11 protein-coding genes are annotated in these 9,706 nt (G+C 41.8%); 6 read left to right on the forward strand and 5 right to left on the reverse strand.

What is annotated here, in order from left to right; genetic code table 11:
- Nucleotides 1-40: 40 nt before the first annotated feature.
- Nucleotides 41-2,224 (reverse strand): lectin like domain-containing protein, encoded by a 2,184-nt coding sequence (locus tag EQO05_RS06655; protein ID WP_128504905.1) that lies wholly within the window; start codon nucleotides 2,222-2,224, stop codon nucleotides 41-43.
- Nucleotides 2,225-2,784: 560 nt separating this feature from the next.
- On the opposite strand from EQO05_RS06655, the gene EQO05_RS06660 reads away from it, so the two are divergent.
- The 5 genes from EQO05_RS06660 (at nucleotide 2,785) to EQO05_RS06680 (ending at nucleotide 5,012) form a co-directional block, all read left to right on the forward strand.
- Nucleotides 2,785-3,060, forward strand: coding sequence for a ferritin family protein (locus EQO05_RS06660; protein ID WP_128504907.1), 276 nt, complete (start codon nucleotides 2,785-2,787; stop codon nucleotides 3,058-3,060).
- A 179-nt stretch (nucleotides 3,061-3,239) separates the two neighbouring features.
- Nucleotides 3,240-3,695, forward strand: coding sequence for a DNA polymerase ligase N-terminal domain-containing protein (locus EQO05_RS06665; RefSeq protein ID WP_128504909.1), 456 nt, complete (start codon nucleotides 3,240-3,242; stop codon nucleotides 3,693-3,695).
- Between the two features lie 108 nt (nucleotides 3,696-3,803).
- The gene (locus tag EQO05_RS06670) at nucleotides 3,804-4,178 is read left to right on the forward strand and encodes an STAS-like domain-containing protein (RefSeq protein ID WP_128504910.1); all 375 of its coding nucleotides are present in this window, start codon (nucleotides 3,804-3,806) and stop codon (nucleotides 4,176-4,178) included.
- Complete coding sequence (locus EQO05_RS06675; RefSeq protein WP_128504912.1) at nucleotides 4,171-4,803, forward strand: PIN domain-containing protein; 633 nt, start codon at nucleotides 4,171-4,173, stop codon at nucleotides 4,801-4,803. Before EQO05_RS06670 ends, EQO05_RS06675 begins: the two co-directional genes overlap by 8 nt.
- Nucleotides 4,804-4,805: 2 nt before the next feature.
- Nucleotides 4,806-5,012 (forward strand): type II toxin-antitoxin system HicB family antitoxin, encoded by a 207-nt coding sequence (locus EQO05_RS06680; RefSeq protein ID WP_128504914.1) that lies wholly within the window; start codon nucleotides 4,806-4,808, stop codon nucleotides 5,010-5,012.
- A gap of 23 nt (nucleotides 5,013-5,035) precedes the next feature.
- Here EQO05_RS06680 and EQO05_RS06685 read toward each other — a convergent pair whose 3' ends face one another.
- Together EQO05_RS06685 and EQO05_RS06690 are read right to left on the reverse strand one after the other, a co-directional pair.
- Nucleotides 5,036-5,203: a type II toxin-antitoxin system HicB family antitoxin gene (locus EQO05_RS06685; RefSeq protein WP_128504916.1), complete on the reverse strand. Its 168-nt coding sequence runs from the start codon at nucleotides 5,201-5,203 to the stop codon at nucleotides 5,036-5,038.
- Between the two features lie 249 nt (nucleotides 5,204-5,452).
- Entirely contained in the window at nucleotides 5,453-5,824 is a 372-nt protein-coding gene (locus EQO05_RS06690; protein WP_128504918.1) for a DUF2283 domain-containing protein, read from the reverse strand.
- A 633-nt stretch (nucleotides 5,825-6,457) separates the two neighbouring features.
- On the opposite strand from EQO05_RS06690, the gene EQO05_RS06695 reads away from it, so the two are divergent.
- Nucleotides 6,458-6,703, forward strand: coding sequence for a type II toxin-antitoxin system HicB family antitoxin (locus EQO05_RS06695; protein WP_128504919.1), 246 nt, complete (start codon nucleotides 6,458-6,460; stop codon nucleotides 6,701-6,703).
- 120 nt (nucleotides 6,704-6,823) lie between these two features.
- Here the strand turns inward: EQO05_RS06695 and EQO05_RS06700 are convergent, their stop codons facing one another.
- Nucleotides 6,824-8,188: a helix-turn-helix domain-containing protein gene (locus EQO05_RS06700; protein ID WP_164888485.1), complete on the reverse strand. Its 1,365-nt coding sequence runs from the start codon at nucleotides 8,186-8,188 to the stop codon at nucleotides 6,824-6,826.
- A gap of 361 nt (nucleotides 8,189-8,549) precedes the next feature.
- Nucleotides 8,550-9,293 (reverse strand): hypothetical protein, encoded by a 744-nt coding sequence (locus tag EQO05_RS06705; protein WP_164888486.1) that lies wholly within the window; start codon nucleotides 9,291-9,293, stop codon nucleotides 8,550-8,552.
- Nucleotides 9,294-9,706: the final 413 nt, after the last annotated feature.

Genomic DNA, 9,706 nt, shown 5'->3' on the forward strand with positions numbered 1-9,706 from the left:
TTCTTGCTTTATTCTCTCTTTGATTTGCTTGCGAGAACCGTCACCTGCCTGAACCTTCTCTCCAGAGTATAATAAGTTCTCTGAGCCTCTCTTTCGTAAGTTCCGCTCCGGTCTCAGGGATTTGCAGCCCACTGCGGTAAATATGAATAGCTTCCTGTAGTTCTCCCGTACTTATCTTTTCCCCTTCCTGAGAAGCCGGGCGATTCCACGGATTCCAGGAGCAAACTGTCCAGCTCCAGTTCCGTATAACTTCGCCGTCTCCAGTTCTGGCAACGACTGTGACGTTATAAAGTCCCTGAGAGCTGATAGTCTCCAGGTAGGAACTATTCTTTACACTGGATTCGTTTTTCCTGTTTTCTCCGTTAAGATACCAGCTTATATCGCAGGCATAGTTTGTACTGACGTTGAATGCATGCCCCTCTCCGCTGTAAGTCGTGATATTCCCTCCGGGGCTGGCTGAACTAATTGAAAGTGGAATCACTGTTATATAACCGGGTTTTGCCAGGGTGTCCGATCCTTCACTGTTGCTGACAGTAAGAGAAACAGCATAATTCCCTTGAGAGCCGTAGGTGTAAGCTGGGTTCCGGGCTGTTGAATCCGTTCTTCCATCACCGTCCATATCCCATTCCCAGGAAAAGGCGTTGCTGGAAAGATCTCTGAACTGGACCTTAAGGGGGTAAAGCCCGGCTGTAAGGTCTGAAGAAAAGCCAGCCTCAGGAAGTACATTGTTAGTTGTGAGAGCCTTAATGCAGAGATTTGCTTCCGAGCTGCCGGCGGATATATCCTCCCACCTGATCCCGTTAGGGCTAACATAGCTTTCTCCGGGATTTGCCCGCGCCTTGCTGCTGTAAAAGACTACAGGCTGTTCAACTGCAAGAGGACCTGAAGCTGAAGGGTTAGCGAATCTTATAACTATCGAAAATTTCTCTCCGGCAAGTAATGGCACTTCTGATTTAAGCACATGTGTGTGATATCCAGGGAAGGAGTATCGGCCGTTTTCCTGTGCAATGAACCCCTGTTCCCGATTAACGGGGCCTGAGACAGGGTTTTTGTATACGTATATCTCGTAAGCCGTATTAAGGTCCGTAGTATAGAATCCTATGGCTCTGAGGGTTTCGTTTCTTTCCGACGAGAAAACATTGCCGCCCCAGGCAACCAGACTTCCTGTATATTCTTTCGATATTATCCACCCAAGAGGGTCATATTGATAGATATGATCGTAATTATTTCGGCTTTCAGCTGAAAACACGGCATTTTCATTATATCCCAGTCTTGTATCGTAATAGGAAATATAGAAGTACCCGCTCTCACCCCAGGTATTGCCCCAGCTATTCTTCACTATAAATGCCCCGTCTCCAGGGGGAACCTGTGCAAACGAATATCTGTCAAAAGAATCGTTCCAGCCCACAATGGTTACAGCATGATTAACACGCTGGCTTCCCGTATATCGATAAGCATGATTTTTTCCCTGATAATAACCCGGATTCCAGTACATTGTGGAGTACACAGCCCCTTGTTCCTTAACTATGGTTTTGAGAACCTCGTTATCCAGAGGACCTGTCTTTCCCGGCAGAAGAAGCGCTTCCTGCACATGCTTCTTTTCGGGAAACCCTGCAGGCGAATAGGTAGAGGAATCGTTATAAGGGTCTTCGGATTCATTTACAGGTCCGCTCCAGCGGGAAAGGTATGCTGTTGATATCAGTGCATTACCGCCTTCACTGGGAGTAAGATCAAAACCCTGCGGATAGCCGTCTGACATAAGGTTTTTCATGTTATTTTCGGAAAAATCATATATTTCTCCTTCTTTTCCCACGATGTAAGATTCAAGAGAAGCAATAGTTGAAAAAGCCCAGCAGCTTCCATCCTTCCCCTGGTTCTTTGCAGCCGTTACTTTCCCTTCCTTGCGCAGATCATAAACGGGCGGAAGGTCCGAGCCTGAAGCCTTCAATAAAAGCCTTCCTCCGGGGCTTTCAAGTTCCGGAAGATTCACAGGTGCGGGCTTATACCCTGTGCCTGAAATCTGTTCATCTCCGTCGCCCGGAGAAAGCGGTTCAATGGGGTAAGGCTGCACGCCCTCCAGAAAGTCGGGATTCATCGGTGCCGTTTCAATCGCAGGCTCAACAGCGGGTTCAGCAGGAGGTGTGCAGTTCTGCGGCATTTCAGGAGCTTCGGCACTTCCTGCAGCAAGACCCGGGCTGCCCGGCAGGCACAAAATCAAGACCATAATCACAGGCAGAAGAAACCTCGTTTTTTTTAGCAGAGAGAATATTATTATTTTCAAGATTTTTAGCCTCAGTGAAATTGTCTCCCGATCAGCTTTCAGAAGATCTCTGAGCACTGGCAGGGATTTTAATCTTTGTCTTTATTTTAAGACTGACTTATAGAACTATTTACGGGATTTGTCTATAAGTCTTTTTCCAACTGAGCATATTTTTTTATTATATAATTAAACTATTTCATTGATGTAAATCCCTGCAAAAACCTGTATAGGGGTTATGTGTCAGTGAAAAAGTCATAATCTTTCTTGAAAATGGGGCAAACTCAATACGTAAAAAATTAGGTCATGTGAGGGTTTCTTAGGAGTACTCAAATCTCCTGTTTTTACTTATCTGAATTTAATCTCAGTTGATTTATTTTGATAAACTTCCCAGTTTCGGTTAATCGGTTTATGGTTAATCGGTTTATTAATTTATATATCCCAGGCTGAGGTGATGTTTCCAATGGAAAGAAACATTACTCTTGCCTTTCCATATTCTATAGGGTATATTATAAGGGGGTGAAAACCTGCTCTCGGAAACACTTGCTGACCTTGACAAAACCAGACCTGAAGACCTTGACAAGGAAATCCTCAGAGCTGCCATGATTGCTGAACTCGATGCTATCAATATTTATGAGCAGATGGCGAACCTGGCGAAAAGCGAGAAAATCCGCAAAATTCTGCTTGACATTGCCAGAAAAGAAAAAATTCACGTAGCTATGTTTGAAACCGTACTTCTGCAAACCGACAAAGAATTTTTAAGAATCTATTCAGACTACGCTCTGGCTAGAAGTAGAAAATAAATTTTATTTTTTCTTCATTTTTCTTCATTTTTTCTTCATTTTTTCTTCATTTTTTCTTCATTTTTTCTTCATTTTTTCTTCATTTTTTCTTCATTTTTTCTTTTTTTTCTTACTTCTCCGCTCTTAACCCTCAATATTAACCTTTATCTTGCCATAGCCATAATTTCTATTGATCTCTCATGCTTGAAGAATACGAGAAAAAGCGACATTTTAAAAAGACTCCTGAACCATTAGCCAGCAATTTTACAAAAAATTCTGACAAGCCGATTTTTGTGGTTCAGCGGCATGCCGCGCGCAACCTTCATTATGATTTCCGCCTGGAAGTGGACGGGGTTCTGAAAAGCTGGGCTGTACCAAAGGAGCCTCCAAAAGAGGCAGGAACTCGAAGGCTTGCTGTCGAGACTGAAGATCATCCTCTGGCATATGCCGATTTCGAGGGAGAAATCCCGGCTGGAGAGTACGGAGCCGGCACGGTTGAGATCTGGGATAGGGGAACTTTTAAGCTTTTGAAGCGTGAAGAAAGGGAAATTGTGGTGACACTTGAGGGAGAAAAACTGAATGGGGATTACGTTTTAATCAGGACAAAATACGGAAAAGGGGAAAAAGGCTGGCTCTTATTTAAAAAGGCCCAGTGAGGGCTGACTGTGCCTTGAGATTCAGGAATACTTAAACCGTGTGGCATCCGGATGCCCGGATTTCGGGCTTGGACCCTGAGCTTTTTAAAGCATTATGAGTATAAGCATATGGGGATACTTACGGAAGAAAGGGTAAAAATCAATGTTTTTGAAACTGCCGGGGAAAACTGCTGTGTTGCCGCCTGCGACGGACAGAAAGTTTATGACAGAATTACAGCCGCGCTCTGCGAAAATAAAGCAATCGAGCTCTCTTTTGCAGAGACGAGTGAGCTGACGCCTGCCTTCCTGAATTCGGCAATAGGGCAGCTTTACGGCTGTTTTCCCGCAGAACAGATTGAGAGCAACCTCTTATTCACGGATATCTCCGAGGAAGATGAGATTATTCTTAAGAGGGTCATCGAGCGGGCGAAAACCTATTTTGAGCACGCGTATACCTGTAGAAAGGCACTGAAAGACGTGCTTGGAGGAGAAGAGGATGCGTAAGAGCATTCACCGCGCAACCGTTTATCCTGTAAAGCGCCGCCCGAGGCTTCGCGCTGTGGCATCCAGGTCCGCAAAACCTCTCCCTGTAAAGGTCCATCCCATAGACAAATATGATTTTCCCGAAGGCAAAGACTACTTCTTTGACACCAACATCTGGCTGTACATTTACGGCCCGATCGGCTGGCCTGACCAGCGGTCGGACGCCTATTCCAGAGCCCTGAGGGAAATCCGGAACTCCGAAGGCGCGATCTACATAAACTGCATGATAATTTCGGAGTTTATCAACGCCTTCTCCAGGATCGAGTTCAAGCAGCAGACCGACTTTACGCGGTTCAAGGAATTCCGAAACTCCCTTGCCTTCCGGGCGATTGCGCAGGATATAGCCTACAATGTGAGAAAAATCCTTAAAAGCACCCTTGCCTGCGACCCCGAACTGCAGGCGATAGACCTCCCCGAAGTCATGGACCTCTTCGAGCAGGGAAAATACGATTTCAACGACCTCCTCTTTGCCCAGGTCTGCCGTGCAAAAAATCTGGTTTTCGTAACCCATGACAAGGATTTCAGCGAACTCGGAGTCGAGATCCTGACCGCAAACGAGAAGTTGATGAATACCGGGAGAGGATGACCGTGAAGTTTAAAGTCTGGCTTCAAAAGTCTGATGAAGGAGGCTATACTGCCCAATGCCTTGAAATTCCTGCTGCCATAAGTGAAGGAAAGACTAAAGAAGAAGCTCTCGACAATATTAAGGAAGCTATTGAGCTTGTTCTGGAATTCACGGGTGGAGAGGTTCAGGTACATGGTGAAGTTGTGACGGTGGATGTTTCTTTTCTGTGATTTTGTCAATCTAAGGTTAATTCTCACCCATTGTCAGGTTTAACCTCAAGGTAGAGTTCAATTGCTTCTTTTATTCTTCTATTTAATTCGTCAAGCGTTTTTGCCTGTGTATGACATCCCGGAAGTTCGGGAACAGAAGCTACGTAGATTCCATCTTCGTCCTGTTCAATAACGACGGTGAATTCTCTCACTTAAGTGTGCCTCTTCTTATTTAGACTTGTTTAAAAAAAGAAAATTGGTTGGACAGCTATTAGCCTTTTAAGAAATCCATTAATTCCTTTTCGGACTTTCTGTATCGTGATATGGGAGGTTTGGATTTTTCATTCATTTCAAATAAGGAATGTAGCTTGCTAATGGCAACAGGGTCTAATATGTGTAGAGAGTTCTGCTCCAGATATTTTAATGGCATATTGATCCTTTCGAGATTTTTAGAAAATAAATTAACAGTTAAGCGCAATTTCCTGACTGCTTATAGGGAGATTAATACTGTTCAATCCCAGAGCATTAAGGCCTTTGTCAACCAGTTTATTTCTTTTGCTAACGCTCATTTTCATGGTTATCCTGATATTTTCCTGACTAATATCTATGGCGGCTTCAAAATATCTGACATTGCGCAGATCTTCTTTTGCAAGGTTAAATCTTTTTGAAGCATCAAGAATCTCGATAGCCATGATCTGATGGTCTTCGCTAATATCAAGGATTATACCATCCAGATCAGCGGAAGTTTTGTACTTTTTATCGCTTCCGTAAAAGAAAATGCTGTCATTCTCAAAGTCGTAATCGTATTTAGTTACCAGAGATTCCTGCCTCATCCGGTCTCCTCCTCTTTTTTGCCTCTTCAAGGAAACAGGTCACCAGGTTGAGTATTAGCGGACTGGTGCTTTTAATACTTATTATAACGATCAGGTCGTATTTTTCTGTTCTCTCGTAGTAGAGCTTAAACTTATCCTCTTCTTGTTTAAGTATTCCAACAGGCTGTTCCTTAAGTATTATGTTGTATATTCCATTAAATCTGGATGTACTTCACTTTTACGTTGATTAATTCTTTCTTGAAAATGATAAGTGGCACGTATATTATCTTTATTAATTTTCGATAAACAATTTAATAAAATGCCTACATCCATCCAAGAGCCCCGTTATTATATCTAAAATTTGAAACATTATTTGTAATTCAGTTCACAATCTTACAATTTTTTTGCTTAAAAGAAGTATACACTAGTATATAATTACATATCTAGTCCAAACTAAAGGCGGCCATGGGAAGTTCTTGAAAAGTGAGCTTCTTGAGAAATATATTTTTTAAGCGATGGGTCATTTCCCTTTTTCAGCCTGGCAGATTTTAGATTTGCCTAAAATGCCTAATGGCGAAAAAATAATCTATATCAGAAATTTTAGCCGGCGTCCGTAAGAGAAATCTTTTATAACCTTGCGGAAATCTCTTAATTATGGAAGAAACGTACAGGTTTTCAGCCATCGTTCATAAAGAAGGAAAGTGGTATGTCTCCTGGTGTCCTGAGCTTGATATCGCAAGTCAGGGAGAAACGATCGAAAAAGCTATCGAGAACCTGAAGGAGGCAATCGAGCTTTATCTTGAAGATGAGGACGCCCAGATTCCGGCAGCCGGGCAGGTTTTTACTACAACGGTAGAGGTTTCTTCTCATGCCAAAACTTCCCACCCCGTCAGCTCGTGAAGTTATCAGGGTACTGAGCAGTGAGGGGCAAATCCTAAAAGTGATAGATTGACGACTAATAATTCAGCTTCAAAGGCGTTTGTGCGGCTTTAGTGCGGCTTTAGTGCGGCTATAGCGGCTTTAGTACGGGATTATTCTTCCTTTTATTATGTAGTAAGTACCTTTTCCTGTAGTTCCGATTTTTTCGAAGATATCCTTAGTAACCAGATCTTTTAGTTCCTTGGTTGCAAGCCTATCCTTTACTTTACATAATTCTTGATATTCTTTGTTTGTAATTCGCCCTTTTTCTTTCACATAAAAGAACGCTTCAATCTGCCTTGTATTAAGGCCAAGTTCCCGCAGGTATTCTTCGTTGTAGAGTCCTTTCCTGAATATTACACGAAAACCCTGATACTCCTCAAAAACCGGCTCAGGAAGCCCTGCTTCTCTACAGTATTTTTGCATTTTTTCTATTCCACTTCCCCACTGCTCAATAAGTTTTGCATCAAAAAACACTTCAGCAATTCCCCGATTTCGAAGCTTTGATGCATGTGATTTAAAAAGATCTTCCAGGGTAATCCCGAGAGGGAGACTTCCTGGGCTCCAAACTATAAGCTCCTCGTCATAAATTCGTATCTCTATATTTGAAAGTGAAGTATAGTCCCTGTGGCATACTGCATTAACAACCGCTTCTCGAACTGCTTCCAGCGGGTAGTCCCAGATCTCTTCCCTTTCTGGCCTGCCGGTCATTACAAATTTAACGTTTGTATTTTTCCGAACAAAAGCCATTGCTTCATCAATTTGTTCGAAGAGAGTACCTTCAATCAACCGATCATCGATAACAATTGTGTGGTCTTTGAACCTTCCACAGTGGATAACAGCCTGTGAGAGAAATGGTCTATCTTCTTTACGAAACAAAAGTCCGGCAGCCCATGTAGGTCTTCCGTCTTTCACTAGTTCCATCTTTTCAAGAATCTGTAAAGGGGTTTCATCTTCTGAGAAAGCTTTTCTCCCCGTATCTGCCGCTTTTCTCATATACCGTTTAACCTTCTCAAAATCGAGATCTTCCAGGGATTTGCCGACTGCCGGAAACTTGTCCCAGCTCATGCCGGTTGCCTGTAGATGCATTTCGGAAATTTCCTGGGCGTTCATGACTCTGTTGCTACTTTTTACCCGCTTGAAACATTTCCCCCTAACCGAGACTGGTTTTAACGGGTACTCGAAAATTTTTACTGCAACGATGTGTTTTCCTTCTATTTCCTGTACCTCAATCAAAGGGATAAGCTGAGGCTCAGTTTTGCTGGCGATCTGATTTGCCCATTGTGTAAGGGTCTCTTTTCCAATATCTGTGCCCTTTATAGCTCCTTTGTCTGAAACCCCTATTAAGATAGTTCCTCCTTTTTCATTAGCGAAAGCTACAGCCGATTCAACAGTCCTTTCATCGAATTTTTCCTTAAATTCAAGAATTTCGGATTCTCCGCCTTTGATAAATTCATGGAGGTTCATTGTACTTGGTCCTGGCTCATTTGCAGGAATAGTGGTTTGCAACGTTTATTATTTTTATTGTGAATCGACGTCTGGTGGAATAAAAGTCAAAACAGTGTGAGTATTGCTGTAGAATTATATTTTTGCTTAAGGGGATCGGCTCGGCTAAAGATCGTCACCGGAGAGGTTCTTTAAAAGTGAGCTTCTGGAAAAATATATTTTTTAAGAGATGGGCGTATATCCTAAACTTCCGCCTGGGTTAAAGTTTTTTGCGTAACATTCAAGCTTGTCCTAGTGTTAGCTGTTAGAATAAAATGAAACTTTTTATAAGTTCGATCCACTCATCCCGTATAATTTTGCAAAAAAAGTTAAATAGTAAACGTCAATATTTCTTTAAATCGATTTTAAAAATCTGTTTTGGAATGAACTGCTTCTCATCATTAAGAATGACCCCTCCGTTAAAGAATTGAAAATCAGGGAAAACGGCAAAATAAGCAACTGTCCCCAGTTTCAAGAAATATCCGGGAATCAGTCTTTTGTTTGAATATTTTTTAAACCTGCTTGCCGGAAAAATGACTTTGTGCCAGCCGAGGTCCAGACCGCCTCTCCCGTCGGGAAAGTTTTTCCCTTCAAAGAAATAAATACAATTTTCCGTAAATATCGAATAATCCAGATCTTCCTGCCCTTCATAGATAAAAACTTTAATGACTTCCTGTGTCTTTTTATCTTTGAAATATACGTCAAAGGTAGATCTTTTACCTCCTCTCGGACCTATGTAACACTCGTTTTCCAAACTGATCCTGCCTATTATTTGCTTAAAAACCCCTAAAAACCATAAATGCTCTATAGAGGAATTTTCAATCGGATTTTCCTTAAAAGCATCTTCCAGATGCTCGAAATTCTCCGGGATTTCATAGCTAAGTTCTTCCGCTCCGGATAAGTCCAGATCTAAATAGGGTTTTTCAAACCTGTTTTCATCAAAAATGACAAAATTACCTTTTCCGGTCCTTATTACAAAACAGTTTTTATCCCTTAGTTCTTTAGACTGTATGGAATGAAAATCAATTGAAAGGTAATTTGGAGCATAACCAGACAATCTTAATCTGTATCTCGTTTTATACTCCATGAAATTTCTTTCCGTAGAGTGACCCTGTGTTGAGAGCTCTTTGAGGAATCTGGGGTCGTTGAGGAGAGGAAGCCAAACAGTGTTCATATTGTAGAAGAGTATAGGACAGTTAATAAATTTTTTGTTGTGGAACAGTTATTGTTTTTTAATTTATTATTTTTATTATGAATTTAACCGGATTACGGTGAATTAGAAGTCAAAACAGTATGAGTATCACTATAAAATTATACTTCTACTCAAGGGAATCGGCTCGGCTAAAGGCGGCCACTGGGAAGTTCTTGAAATGTGAGCTTCTGGAAAAATATATTTTTTAAGCGATGGGTCATTTCCCTTTTTCAGCCTGGCAGATTTTAGATTTGCCTAAAATGCCTAATGGCGAAAAAATAATCTATATCAGAAATTTTAGCCGGCGT

Source organism: Methanosarcina sp. MSH10X1 (assembly GCF_004099695.1).
Taxonomy (GTDB): Archaea; Halobacteriota; Methanosarcinia; order Methanosarcinales; family Methanosarcinaceae; genus Methanosarcina.